The sequence below is a fragment of the Streptomyces katrae genome (genome assembly GCF_002028425.1).
GTDB classification, from domain to species: domain Bacteria; phylum Actinomycetota; class Actinomycetes; order Streptomycetales; family Streptomycetaceae; genus Streptomyces; species Streptomyces katrae_A.
In genome coordinates this window covers 7,346,702-7,365,392 of sequence record NZ_CP020042.1, presented here as the reverse complement: position 1 = coordinate 7,365,392, position 18,691 = coordinate 7,346,702, and the positions used below count along the sequence as shown (strand labels likewise).

Below are 18,691 nucleotides of genomic sequence, written 5' to 3'. Positions count from 1 at the left end.
GACACCCCGCGACAATGGATTTCGACCTTCCAGGTAGGCGAGAAGCTCGCGTGAGGCCGTGCACACTCGGCGACCTTCATCGGGCCGAGTACCTCAGCCGCCTCAATAGGACACCTGAGATTCACCGGCCCGTCAGGGCACGAAGATACGGCGTCGCCTCCGTGCCGCGGCCAGTTCCGCGGCGGCACGGCGCGCGGATGCCGCGTGCAGGGAGGAGTTCCAGGCCAGCGCGACGCGTTCGGCGCGCGCGTACGCGTCGGCCGCCGCCTCCTCCTCGCCGAGCAGGCGGTACAGGTCCCCCAGCGGGTGGGCGAGCGGCCGCGTGGCGTAGGCCGCGCCCGCCGCGCCCCCGAACTGGTCCTGGAGCGGCAGCAGATGCCCTGCCAACAGGCCGGCCGTGGTGGTGTCCCCGCACAGGACGGCCAGTTCGCTGCGGTAGTCCAGTTCGATGCCGTACAGGTGGTCCGTCACCGGCAAGGCCGGGAACCGGATCTCGCGGGCCTCGTCCAGTCGGCCCTGGCGGGCCAGGAGGAGGGCGTGCGCCACGGCCACCGGCTCGCCGACCGCCTCGTGCACCTCGCGGACGCTGCGCGCGATGTCCGCCGTCCGCCCCTGGGTGAACCGGATCGTCCACAGGCCCAGCGTGCGCGGACCGTTCGCGTGGTGCGCGCCCACCCGCCGGAACAGCTCTTCGGCCTGGGCGTAACGCTCCTCCGCCTCGGTGAACCGTCCCTCGACGGCGGCGAGCATGGCCCGGGTGGTGGCGTTGATGCCGCGCGCCCAGAGCATGCCGTACCGGTCGGCGAGGTGCAGCCCCTCCCCCGTGTGACGGCGGACGCCCGCCGGGTCGTTGCGGGTGGCGGCCGTCATGGCGTCCAGGTGCTCGCACACCCACCGGTACGCGGGCAGGTCGTGCTCGGCGGCGAGCAGGCGCAGCCGGGCGACGAGGGGGTCCCGCCCCCCGGCCTGCCGTTCGTGCGGCGGCAGCTTGGCCGAGGTCATCAGGGCGGAGGCCAGCAGCCGGGGCTCCCCTGAGGAGTCGGCGAGCGCCAGCTGCGCGTCGGCCGCCTCACGGGCGCGCGCGGCGTCCTCGCCGGCCACCGCGTCCGCCAGCACCTGGAGCACCCGGGCCCGGGTCGCCTCGTCCAGCGCCCGGTCCCCGGCGAGCCGCTCCAGCCGGGCCAGCGCCGTCCGGTCGAAGAGCCCTTCCAGCCGGGTGCGCCAGGGCGAGGGCTCGGTCCACGCTCCGTAGACCGCGGCGACCAGGTCGTCACGGTTGGCCCGTACCGCCAGGTCCGCGGCCCGCTGCCGAGTGTGGCGCGCCGCGTCGGTGGCGCCGGCGCGGACCTGGGCGCCGAGCAGGCGCACCAGCAGGGCGATGCTCGAGTCGGGGTCGGCGTACGGGTCGGCGGTGGCCGCCGCGTGCACGTCGAGTGCCTGCGCGAGCAGCCCGACGGCCACGTCGTGCGCGTACCGGCGTTCCGCCTGCTCGGCCGCGCGCAGGGCGTAGTCCACGGCGAGCGGGGCGTTCACGGACCGGCCGGAGCGGGCGAAGTGGTGGGCCAGCGCCGCCAGGTCGTCGGGGCGGTGGCGGCGCAGGACCGCGGCGACGCGGTCGTGCAGCCGGGCGCGGCGCACGCCGGTCAGGTCGGTGTAGACGGTGTCGCGTACCAGGGCGTGCACGAAGCCGACCCGGCCCGGGCCCGGCTCCGTGAGCAGGTCGGCGGCGAGCGCGGCGTCGAGCCCTTCGAGGACCGATTCCTCGTCCGTGTCGGCCGCCTCCACCAGCAGCGCCACGTCCGTGTCCGCGCCCATGACGGCCACCAGGCGCAGGGCGGCGAGCGCGGCGTCGGGCAGCAGGGCCAGCCGCCGGCGCAGGACGTCCCGGACGCCCTGGGGGACCTCGGACAGGGCGACCAGGGCGCCTTCGCTGTCCAGGAGACGGGCGCTCTCCCACACGTAGAACGGGTTGCCGCCGGTGCGCGCGGCGATCGCGGCCACGGTGTCCGGCGAAGCGGGGGTGCGGCAGACCGCGGCGACGACGGTGGCGACGGCGTCGGCCGGAAGCCCGCCCAGCGCGATCCGGTGCGGGGTCCGAGGGGCGAGCTGGGCGAGGGTCTTCGCCAGCCGGTCGCCGGCCTCCGCCGGGCGGTAGCAGCCGACGGTGAGGAGCGGCACGCCGGTGACCGCGGCGGCTGCCTCCAGCAGTGCCAGCGTCTCCCCGTCGGCCCGGTGCAGGTCCTCCAGGAACACGGCGAGCGGCCTGCCGTCGGCCGCGGCGGAGAGCCAGGCGGCGAACGCCCGGTGCATGCGGAAGCGGCCGGCCGTGGCCTCGTCCCGGGTGGCGGCGGGTGCCGCGTCCGGTTCGTGCAGCAGGACCGCCAGTTCGGCCGGGGCGGCGGGTGCCTGGCGGGCCAGTGCGCCGAGTGCCTCGACCCAGGCCCAGGCCGGGGGCGCCCCTTCGTATTCGGGGCAGCGTCCGACCACCACCGTCCAGCCGTCACCGGCCAGCCGGTCGGCGAACCGGGCGAGGAAGGCCGACTTCCCGGCCCCCGCCTCTCCGGTGACCAGCATCAGCCCTCCGCCCGCACGCGCGGCGCGGGCGGCGGCCTCGGCGGTGCGCAATTCCCGGGCCCGCCCGAGGAACGGCCGCGCGGCCTCGGCCCCGGCCGTCCCCGGCGGCGGCGTCCGGACCTCGGCAGCAGCTACGGGCACACCGGCCGCGTGCGACTCGTCGAGGCCGCCGGACGGGTCGGTGCCCGGTGACGTTCCGGCGCGCAGGACGTCCAGGCGCTGCTCCAGGAGGGCTTGCTCGACACCGGTCAGGACGGGCGACGGATCGCAGCCCAGCTCCTCCCGTAGCACGGCCCGCGCGCGGCGCAGCACGGCCAGCGCTTCCGCCTGGCGCCCGCAGGCCCAGTGCGCGAGCGCGAGCAGCCGCCATCCCTCCTCGCGCAGCGGCTCCGCCTCGACGAGGGCGGCGGCAGCCCGCGCGGCCTCGGCCGGGGGCCCGGCGCGCAAGTCGGCCGCGACGGCGAGCTCGCGGGCGTCCGCCAACAGGGCGGTCAGCCGGGCTGCTTCGGGTGCGGCCCATTCCTCGTCGGCGTGTTCCTGGAAGGCCGGGCCCCGCCACCAGGACAGCGCCTCGGCCAGCAGCTCCCGGGAGCGGGGGGCGGCGGCCCGCCGGGCCTGCTCCAGCCGGGATTCGAAGTGCCAGGCGTCCACGGCCTCGTCCGGCAGCCGGAGGGCGTATCCCGGCGCACAGGTGACGAGCACACCGGCGGGGGCGCGCGGCGGCCGCTCCGGTTCCAGGAGGCGGCGCAGGTTGGACACGTAGGCGTGCAGGGAGGCGGTGGCCTTCGCGGGCGGAGTGCCGCGCCACAGATCCTCGGCGAGCCGGTCGACCGAGACCACCGCGCCCCGGGCGGCGAGCAGCCCGGCGAGCACGGCCCGCTGCCGGGGGGCTCCCAGGGGGACGGGCCTGCCTTCCGACTCGGCTTCCAGGGGGCCCAGCACTCGTATGCGCAACACGTCGGCGAATGTACCGGAGATGACTGGAACGATCACTGGACGACGGGTAAACGTACCTGCTCAGAGGGTGTTTGAGGGAGGGACGGAACGTCGGGGCGGCAGCGTCGGAGGCACGGACTCCGCGTGCCCGCCAAGCCAGCGTCAAGTGGGGGCGCAGTGAACGCCAAGCGGCGCTCGGCACGCTGCTCCCGCCCGTTCCGCCATCGATCACCCGGAGCATTCGAGCGTGTCCCACAGCAGCACCCCCAGCCCCTCCCCCGGGCGCCCGTACACCCACGAGATGGTCGTCGTGCACCGCGTCTTCCGGCGCGAGTCGGCCCTGCTTCCCCGCTTGGTGCGGGCCGTACCCGAAGGCGCGACGGAGCGGGCCGCGATCGTCGGCGCGCACCTGGCCGAGTACGTCACCGGGCTGCACCACCACCACACCGTCGAGGACGAGACGATCTGGCCGCTGCTGCGCGGGCGGGCCGAGGCGGTCGCCGAGGGCACGGACATCGTCGTGCGCATGGAGGAGCAGCACGCTCGGATCGACCGGAGCCTGGCCGAGGTCACCGACCGAGCGCCCGCCTGGCAGCGGAGCCCCGGCCGGGCGGCTGCCGAGGAGCTCGCAGGGGCTCTGGAGGAGCACCGGTGCGCTCTCCTGGAGCACCTCGACGACGAGGAGCGGCTGGTCCTGCCCCTGGTCGAGGAGCACCTGTCGGTCGCCGAGTGGGACGCGGTGGGCCGCCGGGGCATGGAGACGGTTCCCAAGGACAAGCTCCTGCTGGCCCTCGGCGCTCTCCTCGAGGACACGGACCCGCAGGAGCGGGCCTACTTCCTGGACAGGGCACCCCTGATCGGCCGCCTGATGTGGCGGGCCTTCGGCCGGCGCCAGTACGCCGCCGCCTGCCGCACCCTGCGCGCCCCGCTCGACGGTGGGGCAGCCCGGTGAGCGTCCTCGCCTCGGCGCCGCTCGACGTCTTGGACGCCTACCGCACCTGCGAGTTCGCCACCCTGGGCAAGGACGGCACCCCGGCTGCCTGGCCGACGGCGGTGAAGCGCAGGCCGGACGGCACGCTGCTGTTGACCACCTCCCTCGCGTTCGCGCAGAAGGCGTTCAACATCCGCCGGGACGGCAGGGTCGCCCTGCTCTTCTCCGATCCGACGGGCAGCGGGCTCGACCCCGCCCCGCAGATCGCCGTCAGCGGCCGCGCCGCTCACGGCAAGCTGTACTACGCCGTCACCGGCACCAACAAAACACTGTGGCGACGCACTTCAACGGCAGTTCCTGGAGCACGGCAGTGAAGTTCGAGGGACACACACCCGTCTGCGCCCCCTCCCTGGCGCAGTTCCAGGACTGGGTCTGGCTCACCGAGATCGGCGCCGACCGAAGGCCCTACCTGAACCTCACCGACGGCACCCGCTGGCGCGACGTCCTCGAGGACAACCTGAAATGGACCGTCGACAACCCCGTCGCGATGGCCCCCCACGGCGGCTATCTGTGGCGGACCACCCGCGGAACCGACGCCAAGGTGTACTCCAGCGCGACGGCCGGCGGCGGCGAAAACTGGGACAGCCACGGCGCCATCACCGGCTGGGGCACTTCGCACGGCCCCGCCCTCGCCGCCCACGACAGGAAACTGTGGATCTTCCTGCGCACCGGAGACGGCGCCCTGAACGCCGCGAGCCACACCATCGGATGGAGCGCCCTGCACCACGTCGGCCCCCTGGGAGCCGCCCGGCCGATGGACGAACCGACCGCAGCCTCCAACGACAACAAGCTATATGTGATGTACCGCCGCTGACCCACCAGCCTCCCCCGCTGCCGCGCCTCGCCCCGCTTTTGATGTGTCTGGCAGCCGCCCCGACGCGCTTGGAAGGGGGGTGGGGTGGAGCGGGAGCGGGCGGCGGAAGCGGAGACACGGAGGCCGTCGGGGACCGGGTCGCCGGGCAGGGCGCAGGTCACCGTTTCGGCTCAGCGGCCGTGACGGGCTCGCTGCCCGGGCGGTTATGGGCTGCGTCGTCCGTGCTGTCTTCCCAGGAATCATTAGTTCAAGGAGATTGTGATGTCCCGTATCGCCAAGGCCGTAGCCCTTACCGCCGCCGCTGGCGCCGTCCTGGCAGGCGGGGTCGGCACGGCCGCCGCCGACGCCACCGCCGAAGGCGCCGCCATCGGCTCCCCCGGCGTCCTGTCCGGCAACGTCGTCCAGGTCCCCATCCACATCCCCGTCAACATCTGCGGCAACACTGTCAACATCGTCGGCATCCTCAACCCCGCCTTCGGCAACGTCTGCATCAACGACGGCGGCCTCAAGGACGGCCACTACAAGGGCCAGCAGCACGGCGAATACTGACCAACACCCGGCCCTGGACCCGGCACACTTCGCGCCGTCACCCCAGACCGCCGAGTGAACCAGCAGCAGCGCACAGCCCGGTACCGATCGGCCTCCCGCACGTCGTCCAAGGGCAGGCCGGCTCCCGTATCGGGCTGTGCGCTGCAGTTCCCGCGATGAAAACGAAACGGCTCCGCCCTTACCCCTCAATCACCGGGAGCAGACAGGAAGGCGCCACGCTTCGAATGACGCTCCCTGCCCGCTGAGCAGACGCCGTGGAGTGCGGCTCGCCGTGAGGCGTACGCGAAGAGACGACGGTCTGGGCGGTCCGCGTCGCGAGAGCGCACCCCTCCGGTGGGCGGCGGGCGGGGGGGCACGGGCGGCCGGCTCAGGCCATGCCGTCCAGCAGGAGCGCCATCACGCCCACCAGCGTCGCGCTGCTGACGATCTCCCGGCGGGCGATCATGCCGGGGATGTCGGCCAGCGGGATCCATTCCACCCGGTCCGACTCGTTGCGTTCGGTCGGCTCACCGACGCGCCGGGCGTCGTCCGTGCGGAACACAAAGTGCCGCGCGTCGGTGATCCCGGCCGCCGGCTCCGCGTAGATCAGCTCCCGCAGGCCCTGCGGCCGCCACCCCGTTTCCTCCTCCAGCTCCCGGCCGGCGGCGGTGGCGGGGCTCTCGCCGTCCTCGACCAGCCCCATCGGCAACTCCCACGCCCAGGTGTCCGTGACGAAGCGGTGGCGCCACATCATCAGCACCCGCTGCCGCTCGTCGACCGCCGCCGTCACGGCCAGGTCCCGCAGCCGTACGACGTGGTAGTCGACCCGCGCGCCGTCCGGCTGCTCCACGTCCAGCGAACGCAACCGCACCCAGGGCGTGTCGTGCACCGTGCGCTCGCCGTGGATGGTCCATCGCATGTCGTCGTACCTGCTCTCGAAGAGGGATGGCGCGGCCAAGTGGTCCCGCGGCACCAGCCTTTCACGGGCCGGGCCCGTCGGCTGATCTTGTCCGGTCTCCGAGAATCCGCCCCTGCGGTGGCGCGGGTGGAAGGGTCCGTACGCCCAGCCGACGCGGCATCAGGCGTCAGGCATCAGGCTCGGGCTCCCGCGACAGGTCCGCCGCGCGTGCCCGCTCGGCCGCGTATCCCCCCGCCACCCGGCCGGTTGGGCCCTTCACAAGGTCACCCACCCGCACATGAAGGCGGATCCATGACGACCAGCTCGATCGCCTCCGCCCCCTCGGCCCGAGCCTCGTCGCGGCGGCGTTCGTCACCGCACGCTTCTCCAGTCTCGTCTACGCTGCGGCCTCGCCTGCGCCGGCGGGCAGCAGCTGCTCGTCGAGGTCGCGATGCACCGCCCGCACGCGGAGCTCATCGCGGTGGTCCATGTACACAGGCGTGACCGGACGCCGGCGCCTTCCTCCGGACTGTTCCTGACTGGTTCGCCCTGGACCGGACCGCCGGCCAGGCGACCGCCCTGCAGCCGGCCTGCGAGAAGGACACCTTGCCGGCCCGGCTCAGGGGCTGGCTGGAGCGCCCGGGCGTCCCCGTGCTGGGTCGTCCGCGGGTTCGGCAGCCAGAGCTACGTCCAGGTCGTGCGCGAGCGGCCCGGGATGAGCGGCTGGCCGTGCTGCCGCGTCGACCGCCGCTCGGACGCCGTGTATTGCTCACGGCGATGTGTGGCCTCCACAGCAAGGCCCTGTCCGGCGCACGTTTGCCGCCCAGACTCCCTGAGAGTCTTTGATCACGTCGAGGGTGACAGCCTCGGTCGCCACCAGAGTGCGTGCACGACAACAGAGCTGGATGGCTGAGGGGTACACAACGGCGTCCGGTTCGCCGTCGCCCCATGCGATGACACCAACTCCCGCCTTCGGATCGAACCACTTCACAGTCCCCCTGGGCACAACGCTCCCCTCTCACAAGAACAGATGTGAGCCAGGACTACTGGCCAGAGCCTTGCGGTTCGCGCAAGCGACACTTCCCCCCAATCGAGCGAACGTCGCTCCCACCGGGAAGTACGAGGCCAATGCGCCTCCGAGACCGGTAGCGGGCCGCCTCCGGCGGGACCACTGCCGGAATCAATCCAGCTGTTGGAGAGCCACAAGGATCAAGGACTCAGACCCGCGATCTTGAAAACAAGTCAAGCCGAGCGACACTGAAGTCAGACTGAACGCAGCGCCTGGTAGGGGGATTCAAGGCCGCAATCAACGCGCTTGCATTGTCGACCACTGACAGCGAGCGGGCCCGGACTGGTGTGGGGGCGGCCCGGTAGTACTACCGCTCCCGCCACCGTCCGAGGCAGGCGGTCCGGATGTCGTAGCGGTCAGGGCAGAGCTTGTAAGCCACACGCCGGAATCAGGTCACCGATTCGGCCCAGTGCCCGTAACGGCCCGGCGGTTCGGGCGGTTGTGGGGTGCGTCGTCCGAGCTGGGTTCCCCGGCAAGTCGTGAGCTCAAGGAGAATTTCGATGTTCCGTATCGCCAAGGCCGCAGCCGCTACCGCCGCCGCCGGTGTCGTCCTGGCAGGCGGGGCCGGCATCGCCGCCGCCGACGCCACCGCCGAAGGCGCCGCCATCGGCTCCCCCGGCGTCCTGTCCGGCAACGTCGTCCAGGTCCCCATCCACATCCCCGTCAACATCTGCGGCAACACCGTCAACATCGTCGGCATCCTCAACCCCGCCTTCGGCAACGTCTGCATCAACGACGGCGGGCACAAGGACGGCCACTACAAGGGCCAGCAGCACGGCGACAACTGACACCACCCGGCCCTGGACCCGGCGCACTTCGCGCCGCCAGACCACCGTGTGAACCAGCCGCAGCACACAGCCCGGCACCGGAATCGCCCTCCATCCTCCAAGGGGAGGCAGATGCGTGCCGGGCTGTGCGCTGCAGTCTTCGGGTATACGGAATCGGCTCCGCCGTGAGCACAAGCGACCCGTCCTACCGATCACGGGGCCGTTCCGCACTGATGGTGCCGTGGGGTGCTGTTGGGGCCGCCACCCTCGTAGCCGCCTCCGCCCCGGCGGCCCTCCCCCCGGGTCCTCACCAGGAGCCGCTCTCGGCCGGCTTCTTACGGACACTGGTCGGGGTCAGCGGCGGTACATCACGTACAGCTTGTTGTTGTAGGAGGCCGCGGCCGGCTCGTCCGGCATGGTCGGCGGGGTGGTGGTGTTGATGTTGTGGTAGCCGCTCCAGGCGTTGTTGCTGTGGGTCGCCGCGAGAAGTGCACCGTTGACGGCACGGAAGAACATCCACAGTTTGCCGCCGGGGTCGGCCAGGGCTACGCCGTGGGCCCCCATGATGAGGTGGCCTCGTCGAAGGCACGGGTGTACAGCTTGGAGTCGGTGCCGGTGACGGCGTAGTGGAGCTTGCCGGTGGCTACTCCCAGGGCGGGGGCCCGGTGGCTGTAATCTCCCCCGACCTCCGCAGGCTTGCGCCACGTCCCGTTTTCCAGGCGCGACCACAGCACCGCGCCGTCCGACTGCACGAACGAGGCATACAGCTGGCCCTTGTACGAGCACAGGGCGGGCGGTGTGATGCTCTCCCACGGCAGCGCGATCGGCGCGCCCCAGCTCTCCCCGGTGCGGACGGCGTATTCCAGGGTGCCGGAGGGGAAGGGCACCTTGTCACCGGTGTACTTCACCTTCAGCACGTGATGGCCGCCACCGTCGAAGTGCCAGTTCGCGCTGGAGCGGTGGGACAGGATCGCCAGGTCGGTCCGGTCCAGCACGATCGCCCGCTCACAGGACAGATCATCGTCGTTGCGCAGATGCTCCAGCAAAATGATGCCCATCAGGTTGAGCTCACCCAGCCGGCCGACCAGGCCGGCTCCCGGCATCTGGGTGAGATCCCCCATGTGATCGTGTCGAAGAGGTACTCGGCCATCTTCTGCAGATACAGGTGCAGCGCGTCGTACCAGGCACTGGTGCTCTGGTCGGCCTCCCAGCACGACAGGGAAAGCACGACCGCCTTGTCCACCGAGCCCTCGAACACAGTCCGGTTCGACGCGCTGACGGCGCGGGTCTGCCCGGTCTTCACCGCCCCGAACTCCTCCGACCGGTAGGCCCTCCCCCGAGTCTTGTCGCTGGAGGCCGTCGAGCACCAGTAGATCTCGTCCCTGCCGCCGAACTGGTCGCCCACCGCCCGCTGGACGTAGAAGTTCTCCAAGTCCAGCTTGCAGCTGAACGGCTGCGGCGCGTCGGCCTCCCTGCGCTGCCCGTCGAAGACGGTGACACCGAAGCCGTACTCACGCATGCCCGCAAGGAACTCAGGACTGTCGACGGATCCCCCCGCCGCCACCACCTCGCGGTCCACCAACGCCGTGCTCGGCTGCGCCAGGTGCTCGGCGTTGACGGCCGCGAAGCCCGCCCTCAGGTCGTCGAAGCTGAAGCCGGAGGTCGCCGGCCGGGCGGTGATGGCATCCGGGACCACGTCCAAGGTCCCCAGCTTCTGGACCGACTCCCGGTAGACCCGGCCCCAGTCCCCGATCTCCGTATCCGACATCGCGGTACGCATCAGTCCCAGCAGGTCCTGCTCCAGATCGGTCGCCGGCACGGCGCTCGGCGCCGACCGGGGTCAGATGCGGGGGCGGTAGACGCGCCCCCGCAGGTTCCGCGACGGCGACACACCCGTTGTCCAGGATCATCGTGCGGGTGGCGCCCTAGCGGTAGCGCAGATCGGTGATCGCGGCCAGAGGGCCGCCGGCGAGGACCTGGTTCCCCCCACCCGTAGCTCGGTGGGCGGTACGTCCACCGGTACCCGGCCCGGCCAAGTCCGCTCCTCGGGGACGGCCGGCCGTGCGCCGAGCTGCTCGCAGTCGACGGTGCGGGCGATCCACTGGAACCCCGAGGCGTCCACCAGCCGCACCACCAGCGGGGAGGGATAGACCCCGACGATGACGCCGTGGGCCTGGCGGTCGCGGTCGAGCAGCCTCTCCCCGAGGGCATACCGGCGCCTCACCGGTGCCCGGCCCGTGCGCAGCGCTTCATCAGGACCTGCATGTCGGTGACCAGGGTTCCGGTTCCGCGTAGGGGGCCGGTGGCGGTGTCGCGTCGGTGGGCGTAGCCCTGGCAGCGGGCGCAGGACGGGAGGGCGTGAGCAGGGCGGGGGGGAAGAGTTTGAGGGCTTCGCGGCGGGCGGGGGTGCGGTCGGTCGTTTCTGCCATGAGGGCACCTCTTCACACGGGGGCCGGTCCCCCTGCCTTCGGCCCGAAGAAAGGAGCAGCCACACCGCGGCACGCTCCGGGGCGGCGTGCGCGGTCGTGGCGGGCAGAGACAGGACGAAGGCAGCGGTGGCCGCGGTGGCGGCCCACCATGAGCAAGATCATCACAGGGCGGTTCTGCCCGCCGCCCCCACAACGGCGACAGGGCCCGAAGCGGCAGAGGGCTACTTCTCGAACCCGAACGACCCGCGGAAGTTCGTCCGGTGTGTGGACTTCGAGGGCAGCCCTGGGATGAAGCCCAGCATGAAGGGCTGGCTGTCTTCCCCGGGCGGAGCTCACCCGGCTGGCACGAAGGCTTCACGGGCGGCTCCTGTACGAGGTGTTCCAGGACGAGCTGCTGCTGGAGACCGAGCCGATCCTGTCCGCCCGTGGCGGATCTGCCGGGGGCAGAGCAACGGCGTCCGGGGGGTTGCCGAGGTCGAGAGTGGAGTCGACGGCATCCCGCCCTCGACAAGGAGAAGAGATGATTCCCCTCACCATGCTCGCGCCCCGCGCGGAGGAGGGCGTCACACCGCCCGGCCATTTCGACGACCACCTCGCAGCAAGGCTGCTCGACCAGCGGATCGTCTTCCTCGGCACCCAGGTCGACGAGGTGTCGGCCAACCGGGTGTGCGCGCAGCTGCTGCTGCTGTCGGCGCAGGACCCGCGCTCCGACATCAGCCTGTACATCAACAGCCCCGGCGGGTCGGTCACCGCGGGGCTCGCCATCTACGACACGATGCGGCTCATCCCGAACGACGTCTCGACGCTGGCGATGGGCTTCGCCGCCAGCATGGGCCAGTTCCTGCTCACCGTGGGGACGCCCGGCAAGCGGTTCGCGCTGCCGAACGCGCGGATCATGATGCACCAGCCCTCGGCGGGAATCGGCGGCACCGCCGCGGACATCGAGATCCAGGCGGAGAACCTCCAGTTCACCAAGAAGGCCGTCGAGCGGATCACCGCCCAGCACACCGGGCAGAGCGAGGAGACGATCGCGCGGGACGGCGACCGGGACCGCTGGTTCACGGCCGAACAGGCCAGGGAGTACGGGATGGTGGACCGGGTGGTGGATTCGCTCGCTGACATCCGCCCGGCCACGCCGCGCCGACGGACGGGGCTGTGACATGGGGTCGTACACGGTTCCCTACGTGATCGAGCGGACCGCGCAGGGCGAACGGTCCTACGACGTCTTCAGCCGGCTGCTGAACGAGCGGATCATCTTCCTCGGCACCGAGATCGACGACGGGGTCGCCAACGTGGTCATCGCGCAGCTCCTTCACCTGGAGTCGGCGAGCCCGGAGCAGGAGATCTCGATCTACCTCAACTCGCCCGGCGGATCGTTCACTTCGCTGATGGCGATCTACGACACGATGACCTTCGTGCAGGCGCCGATCTCCACCTTCTGCGTCGGTCAGGCGGCGTCGACGGCGGCGGTGCTGCTGGCGGGCGGAGATCCCGGGCGACGGTTCGTGCTCCGGCACGCTCGGGTGCTGCTCGGCCAGCCGGCCAGCGGCGGCCGGCAGGGGACCGTCTCCGACCTCAGCCTCGCGGCCAAGGAGATGGTCCGCATCCGCTCGCAGGTGGAGGAGGTCCTGTCCTGGCACACACAGCACGACGTGGCGACGCTGCGCGCGGACATGGACCGGGAGAAGGTGTTCACCGCCGAGGAGGCCGTGGCCTACGGGCTCGCCGACGAGGTGCTGAGCCGACGGTTCGCGTTCGTCTGAGCCCGCGCGGCCGTGGCCGAGGGCCGGCGAGCCGGCCGGTACGGCGGGGGCGCGCCCCCGCCGTGCCGGCCGTGGCCCGGTCCGGTCAGGCGGCGAGGCAGAAGCCGTCGTACTGCGCCGTGGGTGATGTGCGGCCCCGGCCCACCCGGCTCCGGGCGTGCCGGGCCAGCTCGTCACCGGCGAGCAGCAGCAGGTCGGCGAGGCCGAGCCCGAGGGCCTGGGCGGCGGCCGCGAGCACCTCGGAGGATGCCTCCTTGCGTCCGCGCTCCACCTCCGACAGGTACGGCATCGAGATCCGGGCCGCCTCCGAGACGTCCTTCAGCGTGCGCTCCTGGGCGAGCCGCTCGCGCCGCAGCACGTCGCCGACGAGGTCACGCCACAGAGGCTCCCTCGGCGCGCGTGGCTGTGGACCCCCCACGGGTCTCCGCGGGGCGCCGGCCGCCCCGCCGGAAACAGGCGACGGGGCCTGCGGGCGCAGGGAGATGACGCGGGACTCGTTCGACGTATGAGTGCTCACCCCCTCACCCTAAGGATTTGGGGCACGGGGGGAAGGGAGTGGCCTTCTGCCCTGGGTGAAGCCGCGCCGGATCCTGATCCGCCTTCTGCCGGTTCGAACGAGCCGTCACCGCCACCAGAGACGTCTCCTGGCCCAGGTCGTTCGCGTACGCCTCCCGACGCGCCGCCGACCACGCCGACGCCCCAGCTGGCGGGGAGCGTCATTCGAACCGTGCGGTATTCCCAGCTCCGGAGCACCTGCTAGGCCAAGGCGGGGGCGTCAGGGCGGTCGCGGCGCCACTCGTAGCGCCATGCCGCGTCGAGGTAGCGCTCCTCTTCCAGGGAACCGCGCTGCGGCGGGCCGAGAACGCGTGCTGCTTCCACGCAGCGTTCGTCGTTGTGGAGGGCGAGTCCGTAGACGGCCACCAAGGGTTGTCTGACAAATGATCATCTGGCTGGTTCGCGGAGCCGGAGGATCAGGGCGGCCAGGACGACTCCGGCGCGGTAGCGGCCGGGGAGCTTGTCGAACCTGGTCGCGATCGCACGGAACTGCTTGAGGCGGGCGAAGCATCGTTCGACCACGTTGCGGTCGCGGTAGAGGACCCGGTCGAAGGCGGGTGGCCGGCCGCCAAGGCGCCCTCGGCGCCGGCGGTTGGCGGCCTGGTGGCGGCGTTCGGGGATCGTGGCGGCGATGGCCCGGCGCCGCAGCAGGTGCCCTCTTCGGGCGCTACGGCAACGCGTGCGTGGACGACCAGGTCAACCGGAACCTGGCCACCGGCAAGCTGTCGGCGCGGAACCGGACCTGCGTCAAGCAGGCGGGGTTGCGGCCCGCGGTACACGTTCCGAGTGCGCGGGCCAACAGCATTCTGCGGCTATTCGTCATGATCTTGGCGAACACCGACTTGAGGTGGTCCTGCACCGTGTGCTCGGAGACGACCATCTGGCGGGCCACCGTGTGGCTGTCCCACCCTTCACCAGCTGGCTGTCACGGCGGCCCCAAGGCCTCCGTCGGCCGGTCCGCCGCCACCCCGGCGTCGATCGGACCCCGCAGCGCCGCCCCTACCGCCTCCGGGTCGGCGGCCTCCACCACCGCCCGCGACCACCGACCCGGCCCGGCATCTGTCGGCGGGACCAGGCCCGAGCCGACCGCCCACCGGCAAGGGACTGCACACGGTGGCGTTCAGCCCCGACGGGCACATCGTCGCCGACGGCAACATCCATGGCGACGTTCGGCTGCGGGCCACCGACCCTCACGAGGTCATCGCGGACTTCTCCGCCGACGAATCCGACAACAGCACCGCAGCCTTCACCGCGGACGGCTCCGCACTGGTGACAGCGTGGATGAAGGATCCGCCGAGCGTGTCGACCAGGCCAGTGACGTTGCGGGAACTCACCCCTGCCGCGCGGGCCAGTTCGCCGATACTCAGCCCCTGGTCCGTGGCCGTACTCAGTCGTGCGAGGACGTCGAGCGCCCCCGCGCTGAGCCCACGTCCCTCCGCGCCGTGCGACCGCAGCCGGTCGACCGCCTGCGAGGCAGACCGGACGGCTGAGGCCGTCTCGAGCGCGAGGGTGTCGCCTCCCGCCGTGAACGCCTCCATGGAGTCGTCTACTCCCCTCGGCGAGGGATGCGAGTCAGGGCAGGGTGAGGATGCGGGGGCCGTCCTCGGTGATGGCGATGGTGTGTTCGATGTGGGCGGCTCGGCTGCCGTCGGTCGTGCGCAGGGTCCATCCGTCGGGATCGGTGTGGTAGTCGTTGCGTCCTCCGGCCATGAGCATGGGTTCGATGGCGAGAGCGAGGCCGTGGCGCAGGGGGAAGCCGCGGCCGGGGCGTCCGTGGTTGGGGACGTGGGGGTCTTCGTGCATCTGGCGCCCGATGCCGTGGCCGCCGAAACCGGTCGGCATGCCGCAAGCGGCCTTGCGAGCGACCGTGCTGATGGCATGGGAGATGTCTCCGATGCGGTGGCCGACGGTGGCGGCGGCGATCCCGGCGTCCAGGGCCTGCTGGGTGGCGGCGATGAGTTCCAGGTCGGCGCGGCGAGGGGTGCCGACGGTGAAGCTGATCGCGGCGTCGCCGGTCCAGCCGTCGAGTTCGGCTCCGCAGTCGATGCTGACCAGGTCGCCGTCGCGCAGGCGGTAGTCGTCGGGGATGCCGTGCACCACGGCGTCGTTGACGGAGGCGCAGATCACTGCGGGGAAGGGGACGGGCGCGAAGGAGGGCTGGTAGCCCAGGAACGGAGAGCGTGCCCCGGCCGTGGTCAGAACGGTGCGGGCGGCTTCGTCGAGTTCGCGCAGGCGAACTCCCACGGCTGCCGCTTCGCGGACGGCTGCGAGTGCGTGGGCGACGACGCGTCCGGCTTCTCGCATCGTCTCCAGTGCCGTGTCGGTCTTGATCTCCACCATGTTCAGGACTCCCCGCGATGCGACGCCACCCAATACTTATACCGGTATTAGTATCACGGGTATGGTGAGAGTTCCTTTGAGTCCGCAGGAGCGGCAGCGCGGAGAGCGCTTCGGGGCCCTGCTCCGCCAGGCCCGCGGTGACCGCAGCATGGTGGACGTGGCGGCAGCGGCCGGGGTGTCCGCGGAGACGCTTCGCAAGATCGAGACCGGCCGGGCCCCGACTCCGGCCTTCTTCACCGTGGCGGCCCTGGCCTATGCGCTGGACCTGTCGCTGGATGACCTGGCCGCTGCCTGCGCGGAGGAGGATGCCGACCGCGGCGGGCAGGCCATGTCGGCATGAACGTCAGGCACGCGCCATCCAGCCGAGAGGGCGGATGGCTCTGAGGTAGCACTGGAACGTCGGCCTTCGCCGCATGACACCAGATCGCTGATCCCGTCTCGGCACGGTGCGGACTCTCAGGTCGACCCCCGAAGGACTTTGAGGGTCGACCACTGAGAACCCGGCGTCTTGTCGAACATAGTCGTTTGAGTTTCCACTGGTGGGAGTGGGTTCGGTGCGGTGCGGTAGGGATGCGGCGTCGTGTTTGTCGTTGATCGTGTGGGGTGGTTGATGGCGTCGGCGCTGGGTCTGCTGGAGGCGAGGTAGCCGGCTGCGCGGGAGGAGATGGAGCGGCTGCGGGAGGAGGCCGATCGGATTCTGGTCGAGCTCGGTGAGGCAGAAGCCGTTTCCGTGCTGGTGGCCGGGGCAGCCGGCGGTCCGATGCGGGCCAGGGATCTGACCGTGGCCCTGGGCGGTGAAGCGGTGCCCGCGCGGATCGAGTGTGTTCGGTCGATGGCGAAGCGGCTTGTGTCCCGGGGGTGTGCGGTAGCCGCAGAGGGGTTGTTCGCTGCGGCCCCCGGTTCAGTGGCGGAGCAGGCCGCCGAGCAAGTGCGGACGCCGACGGGCGAGGCGGCATCCCATGACAACGGGCTTGGACGGGCGGACGCGGACACGGAAGACACGGAAGACTGCGACAACAGGGTCTCCTGCTGCTCGGTTGGATTCGGTCGTCGGTGACGTCGTCGATGGCGAGGCGGACGATGCGGCTGACAGGTTGCGCGCAGAGGAGAACGAGCGCGGCGGCGACCCGGGCCCGCAGGAGACAGGAGTCGTCGTTACCGCCGCTTCGTCCGTGGGCCGCCCAGACAGGGCGGTCCGTGGCGGCCGGCCGGACGAATTACCCCGGCTGTTCGTCGACGTCGCGGACGAACAGGTGGCCCAGCGGGCGGGGTCTTCGACGGTCACGCGGTCTCCTGCCTCTTTGTGCCTGCCCGCCTGTGCACACCGCCGCGCGATGCAGGCCCGAGGGTCACACCCAGGTGTAGTTGTCGTCGGTGACGGCTTCGAGGGCGGCGTCGGTGACGGCGGCGCGGGGGTCGGGGAGGGCGGCGAGGGCCGGGCCGATGGGCGGGAAGATCGGCAGCTTGGCGGTCTTGCGGTAGTCGAGCCACTCGATGACGCCGGTCTCACAGCTGCCGTCGGGCAGTTCGTCCTGTTCGGTCTCGGCGAGGGTGGCGCGCAGTTCGGGGCTGATGTGGAAGCGGTAGATCAGGTGGAGCTTGCGGGGCGGCGGGGTGGGCCCGGGGCGGGTGACACGCTGGTCGACGACCCACATCAGGTCGCCGCCTTCGGCCTGGTCGACGTCGAGGTGGAGTTCCTCGGCGAGTTCGCGAGCGAGCGCGGTGTTGAGGCTTTCGCCGTGTTCGACGTTGCCGCCGGGCGGGGTGTAGTGGGTGGAGTCGGCGCGGTCGCGGCGGATGAGGGCGATGGCGTCGCCGCAGAACACCAGTGCCCCCGCCCGGATCTTGATCCGGGAGAACGGGGCCGCGGAGGGGCTTTCGGATGCGCTGGTCATGGCGGCCAGTATCGAGGCCGCACCGACGGCCCGGGCGGGTCTTACCCCTCTTTCACCCGCCCTCCCGGGCGCCGGTCGTTCAGGCCGCGGGCAGGCCGGGCAGCGAGAACGCGGCGCGGCCCTCCGCCATGCTGGTGGGCTCGATGAAGCCGTCCGACAGGGGCAGCACGTGCCGGGGCAGGCAGCACCCGGTGGCGCGCATGAGCGGGCAGAGGTGGCAGGGGCCGGGTTCCCCGTCCGGCACCGCGAAGCCGGAGGACGGCGGCTGCGGTGTGTGGCCCGGTAGGAAGCCCCCGTGCCGGAGTGCCGGCCGGGGGCGTCGCCAGGGCGAGGGTCAGCAGGTGTGGGAAGGATGGCCCTTCTCGATCTGTTCGGGGCTGGCCCAAGACAGGATCGGGTAGCCGAGGGCCTTGAGGGTGGTGCGCGCTTCGGCCACGTACTGAGTCGGGTTGTCGGGGAAGGCCTGCCCGGCGGCGGCGGTGGCGACTTCCACGACGTAGTAGAGGTGGGAGCCGACGAGTGTGTACCAGACGTAGGGCAGGCCGCGGGCGCTGTCGGCGGGTTCGAGGCTCGTGGCGGCGGCCTCCACCTGGTCGCGCGTGAGGGTGTACGTCTTACCGCGGTGGGCGAACGGAGCAGTGCGGGGCATGTTGGTGTCCTTCGGGGCGTGATGCTGGGGGCCCATCCGTTGATTGCCGGAGGGCCTGCGGAGGTGTCCGGTGGCGGGCACGGGGCCTCGCAACGGTGCCGCCGCCGGGGTCGGCGAGGGCGCGGGGAACTTGCCGGGCGTGGTCAATGACGGATCAGTGCGTAAACGAGCATTGCGGCGAGCGCGGTCAGGATGAGGACGCCGCACGTTGCGAGGGCGGTGATCGCCGGGTGGGTGCGTGCGTTGGGGCCGTGGGGAACGCTGAGCGCGAGCAGCATGCGGCAGCGTCGGCAATGCCCTGTGACCCACGGCCCCCATATCCGATTCTCCTGGCCACAGCGGGCGCAGGTGATGACATGGCCCGGGTCGTATGCGGGCGCCGGTGTGGGGGCGGGTTCGGTGCTCACTTCCCGGCATGTCCGGCACATCCACCGGGGCTCACCAGCCGTGATCCGGAACGTGTTCGGCGACTGGCAGGACGGG

Annotated in this window: 22 protein-coding genes and 3 pseudogenes; 8 read left to right on the top strand and 17 right to left on the bottom strand. The window is 71.7% G+C overall.

All coding sequences use genetic code 11. The annotated features are described in order from the left end of the window. Positions 1 to 132: 132 nt before the first annotated feature. Positions 133 to 3,531, bottom strand: coding sequence for a BTAD domain-containing putative transcriptional regulator (locus tag B4U46_RS33610; RefSeq protein WP_167747618.1), 3,399 nt, complete (start codon positions 3,529 to 3,531; stop codon positions 133 to 135). Positions 3,532 to 3,757: 226 nt separating this feature from the next. Here B4U46_RS33610 and B4U46_RS33605 point away from each other — a divergent pair, with 226 nt between their 5' ends. The 4 genes from B4U46_RS33605 to B4U46_RS33590 all read left to right on the top strand — a co-directional run bounded on the left by B4U46_RS33605 (position 3,758) and on the right by B4U46_RS33590 (position 5,864). Further along, positions 3,758 to 4,462, top strand: coding sequence for a hemerythrin domain-containing protein (locus tag B4U46_RS33605; RefSeq protein WP_237293232.1), 705 nt, complete (start codon positions 3,758 to 3,760; stop codon positions 4,460 to 4,462). Further along, complete coding sequence (locus B4U46_RS33600; RefSeq protein ID WP_079431353.1) at positions 4,459 to 4,815, top strand: pyridoxamine 5'-phosphate oxidase family protein; 357 nt, start codon at positions 4,459 to 4,461, stop codon at positions 4,813 to 4,815. Before B4U46_RS33605 ends, B4U46_RS33600 begins: the two co-directional genes overlap by 4 nt. Beyond that, complete coding sequence (locus B4U46_RS33595; protein WP_079431352.1) at positions 4,812 to 5,315, top strand: hypothetical protein; 504 nt, start codon at positions 4,812 to 4,814, stop codon at positions 5,313 to 5,315. The genes B4U46_RS33600 and B4U46_RS33595 overlap by 4 nt, the downstream gene beginning before the upstream one ends. A gap of 261 nt (positions 5,316 to 5,576) precedes the next feature. After that, positions 5,577 to 5,864, top strand: coding sequence for a chaplin (locus B4U46_RS33590; RefSeq protein ID WP_079431351.1), 288 nt, complete (start codon positions 5,577 to 5,579; stop codon positions 5,862 to 5,864). 367 nt (positions 5,865 to 6,231) lie between these two features. Here the strand turns inward: B4U46_RS33590 and B4U46_RS33585 are convergent, their stop codons facing one another. Together B4U46_RS33585 and B4U46_RS40730 are read right to left on the bottom strand one after the other, a co-directional pair. After that, positions 6,232 to 6,762, bottom strand: coding sequence for an NUDIX hydrolase (locus B4U46_RS33585; RefSeq protein ID WP_079431350.1), 531 nt, complete (start codon positions 6,760 to 6,762; stop codon positions 6,232 to 6,234). A gap of 748 nt (positions 6,763 to 7,510) precedes the next feature. Then, positions 7,511 to 7,732, bottom strand: a complete 222-nt coding sequence (locus B4U46_RS40730; protein WP_159036672.1) for a cold shock domain-containing protein — start codon at positions 7,730 to 7,732, stop codon at positions 7,511 to 7,513. Between the two features lie 578 nt (positions 7,733 to 8,310). Here B4U46_RS40730 and B4U46_RS33575 point away from each other — a divergent pair. Beyond that, positions 8,311 to 8,598, top strand: a complete 288-nt coding sequence (locus tag B4U46_RS33575) for a chaplin (protein ID WP_079431348.1) — start codon at positions 8,311 to 8,313, stop codon at positions 8,596 to 8,598. Between the two features lie 333 nt (positions 8,599 to 8,931). Here B4U46_RS33575 and B4U46_RS33570 read toward each other — a convergent pair whose 3' ends face one another. From B4U46_RS33570 to B4U46_RS33560, 3 genes are read right to left on the bottom strand one after another with little or no spacing between them, the layout of a single operon-like run. Then, entirely contained in the window at positions 8,932 to 9,141 is a 210-nt protein-coding gene (locus B4U46_RS33570) for a hypothetical protein (protein WP_079431347.1), read from the bottom strand. Next, a complete protein-coding gene (locus B4U46_RS33565) occupies positions 9,123 to 9,635 on the bottom strand; it encodes a hypothetical protein (RefSeq protein WP_079431346.1) in 513 nt (170 codons plus the stop codon). Before B4U46_RS33565 ends, B4U46_RS33570 begins: the two co-directional genes overlap by 19 nt. After that, a complete protein-coding gene (locus B4U46_RS33560) occupies positions 9,635 to 10,396 on the bottom strand; it encodes a hypothetical protein (RefSeq protein WP_079431345.1) in 762 nt (253 codons plus the stop codon). The genes B4U46_RS33565 and B4U46_RS33560 overlap by 1 nt, the downstream gene beginning before the upstream one ends. A 1,130-nt stretch (positions 10,397 to 11,526) precedes the next feature. On the opposite strand from B4U46_RS33560, the gene B4U46_RS33550 reads away from it, so the two are divergent. Together B4U46_RS33550 and B4U46_RS33545 are read left to right on the top strand one after the other, a co-directional pair. After that, the gene (locus B4U46_RS33550; protein WP_079431343.1) at positions 11,527 to 12,165 is read left to right on the top strand and encodes a ClpP family protease; all 639 of its coding nucleotides are present in this window, start codon (positions 11,527 to 11,529) and stop codon (positions 12,163 to 12,165) included. 1 nt (position 12,166) lies between these two features. Beyond that, positions 12,167 to 12,769, top strand: a complete 603-nt coding sequence (locus tag B4U46_RS33545) for a ClpP family protease (protein WP_079431342.1) — start codon at positions 12,167 to 12,169, stop codon at positions 12,767 to 12,769. Between the two features lie 85 nt (positions 12,770 to 12,854). On the opposite strand, the gene B4U46_RS33540 is transcribed toward B4U46_RS33545, so the two are convergent. The 7 genes and pseudogenes from B4U46_RS33540 to map form a co-directional block, all read right to left on the bottom strand. After that, a complete protein-coding gene (locus B4U46_RS33540) occupies positions 12,855 to 13,286 on the bottom strand; it encodes a helix-turn-helix domain-containing protein (RefSeq protein ID WP_079431341.1) in 432 nt (143 codons plus the stop codon). Between the two features lie 52 nt (positions 13,287 to 13,338). Then, positions 13,339 to 13,473 (bottom strand): annotated as a pseudogene (locus B4U46_RS39580) (HNH endonuclease); the annotation flags it as partial. 52 nt (positions 13,474 to 13,525) lie between these two features. Continuing rightward, entirely contained in the window at positions 13,526 to 13,690 is a 165-nt protein-coding gene (locus B4U46_RS37705) for a hypothetical protein (RefSeq protein WP_159402142.1), read from the bottom strand. Positions 13,691 to 13,714: 24 nt separating this feature from the next. Further along, positions 13,715 to 14,017: pseudogene (locus B4U46_RS39575) on the bottom strand (IS5/IS1182 family transposase); the annotation flags it as partial. Beyond that, a pseudogene (locus B4U46_RS40725) lies at positions 13,992 to 14,225 on the bottom strand (hypothetical protein); the annotation flags it as partial. The pseudogenes B4U46_RS40725 and B4U46_RS39575, both read right to left, overlap by 26 nt. Before the next feature lie 289 nt (positions 14,226 to 14,514). Then, positions 14,515 to 14,862 carry a hypothetical protein gene (locus B4U46_RS33525; RefSeq protein ID WP_185117134.1) on the bottom strand — a complete coding sequence of 116 codons (348 nt, stop codon included), beginning with the start codon at positions 14,860 to 14,862 and terminating at the stop codon, positions 14,515 to 14,517. Between the two features lie 34 nt (positions 14,863 to 14,896). Continuing rightward, positions 14,897 to 15,664, bottom strand: coding sequence for a type I methionyl aminopeptidase (gene map / locus B4U46_RS33520; RefSeq protein ID WP_079431339.1), 768 nt, complete (start codon positions 15,662 to 15,664; stop codon positions 14,897 to 14,899). 61 nt (positions 15,665 to 15,725) lie between these two features. On the opposite strand from map, the gene B4U46_RS33515 reads away from it, so the two are divergent. Beyond that, complete coding sequence (locus B4U46_RS33515; RefSeq protein WP_079431338.1) at positions 15,726 to 16,004, top strand: helix-turn-helix domain-containing protein; 279 nt, start codon at positions 15,726 to 15,728, stop codon at positions 16,002 to 16,004. A gap of 1,009 nt (positions 16,005 to 17,013) precedes the next feature. Here the strand turns inward: B4U46_RS33515 and B4U46_RS33505 are convergent. The 4 genes from B4U46_RS33505 to B4U46_RS39955 form a co-directional block, all read right to left on the bottom strand. Continuing rightward, a complete protein-coding gene (locus B4U46_RS33505; protein ID WP_079431335.1) occupies positions 17,014 to 17,559 on the bottom strand; it encodes an NUDIX domain-containing protein in 546 nt (181 codons plus the stop codon). A gap of 79 nt (positions 17,560 to 17,638) precedes the next feature. Next, complete coding sequence (locus tag B4U46_RS39960) at positions 17,639 to 17,761, bottom strand: hypothetical protein (protein ID WP_257790374.1); 123 nt, start codon at positions 17,759 to 17,761, stop codon at positions 17,639 to 17,641. A 132-nt stretch (positions 17,762 to 17,893) separates the two neighbouring features. Next, positions 17,894 to 18,208 (bottom strand): hypothetical protein, encoded by a 315-nt coding sequence (locus tag B4U46_RS33500; RefSeq protein ID WP_121014343.1) that lies wholly within the window; start codon positions 18,206 to 18,208, stop codon positions 17,894 to 17,896. 143 nt (positions 18,209 to 18,351) lie between these two features. Then, positions 18,352 to 18,486, bottom strand: a complete 135-nt coding sequence (locus tag B4U46_RS39955; RefSeq protein WP_257790373.1) for a hypothetical protein — start codon at positions 18,484 to 18,486, stop codon at positions 18,352 to 18,354. Positions 18,487 to 18,691: the final 205 nt, after the last annotated feature.